This is a genomic window from Microcoleus sp. B4-C1, from assembly GCF_036705285.1.
In the GTDB taxonomy this organism is placed as follows: domain Bacteria; phylum Cyanobacteriota; class Cyanobacteriia; order Cyanobacteriales; family Microcoleaceae; genus Microcoleus.
On record NZ_JAUBUC010000231.1, the window covers coordinates 1 to 1,334 of the forward strand.

General features: G+C 37.3%; 1 pseudogene. It reads left to right on the forward strand.

The features are described from left to right. Window positions 1-78 precede the first annotated feature (78 nt). Window positions 79-602: pseudogene (locus tag QUB26_RS31820) on the forward strand (ISAzo13 family transposase). The last annotated feature ends 732 nt before the right edge of the window (window positions 603-1,334 follow it).

The window sequence follows — 1,334 nt, forward strand, 5'->3', positions numbered from 1 at the left end:
AAAAATCTTCTCTTTATCCCTTGGGCAAGTCTATTGCAACTAGATTAACTGCTACCCCTACTTATTGAGCCGATACGAATTTACGATTGCCAAAAAAATCGAGGATATGTAACATTAGGTAACAGTAAGGATACCAGTGAATTTGCTTGTGAATCCATCAAACACTGGTGGAATAATTATGGAAAAGCCGCCTATCCTCATGCTAATTCGATTTTAGCTAAGTGTGATGGTGGCGGTAGCAATAATGCTAATCATTATATCTTTAAGCAAGATTTACAAAAGTTAGTAGATGAAATTGGAATTGAGATCAGAATAGCTCATTACCCTCCGTATACATCTAAATACAATCCCATTGAACATCGACTCTTCCCTCATATAACCAGAGCCTGTCAAGGAGTTATTTTTACAAGTCTAAATTTAGTCAAAAGTCTCATGGAAAAACTCACACTAACAAGGGTCTATCTGTAGTTGTAAATGTGGTAGATAAAATCTATGAAATTGGTCGAAAGGTGACTGATGATTTTAAAAAAAATCTGAAAATTGTTTTTGATGAATATTTACCCAAATGGAATTATCGAGCGGTACCTCAACTCACGAATTAATCAAGTTATTAATTTTTCATTCCTAAGTTAGATTTAGACCCGGATTTGATTTTAAATCACCCTAACCTTCCTTCAGTCTTGTCTTATGGTACTCTGGCTGCTTAAAAACTGTCCGGAGTATTGCAATAAAAACACATATATTTTGTTCACTTCAAGATGAGTGTGAAATTGGAGTTTATGCGCTCTGAAAACATAATTAGCAATTGGTATTAAGTACAGAGGAATCTGTTTACTTCTGTTGTCCGTGAGCCTATTTTTGCCAACCTTCACAACGATGCCATTATCTAGACTACATAGATGATATTTTTTGCCAATGCGTAAGTCCTAACATCTTAAAAAACTTAAACGAAGCTGCACCTGCAACGAAGCTGCCCAAAGATTCGGCGATTGGGCACCTATACTCGATTCACGAAATAGCCCAGATGCAACAAGGGAGGAGCGATCGCCGACTCGGCTGCACACAGTCTTCCTGGCTAGATTAAATGAACCACTCTATCAGCTTGAATTCAATGCAATATTGCAGCTAGTAGAAATAAGCAAGTAGAGAAATTACTACAAAAAGATTCGGTTCCCTCTACTAACACCACCAGAGTAAGAACGCTATAGTTGATAAACGTCGAAAAGAGGGCAGCTTGAAGCGATGCCCCCCAAGGCGCTGAACCTAGAAAAAAGAATAGTTTGAAAGCTTAAAGCACTATTAACCTCGTCAAAAAATTAAGATAGAGAGTAAAA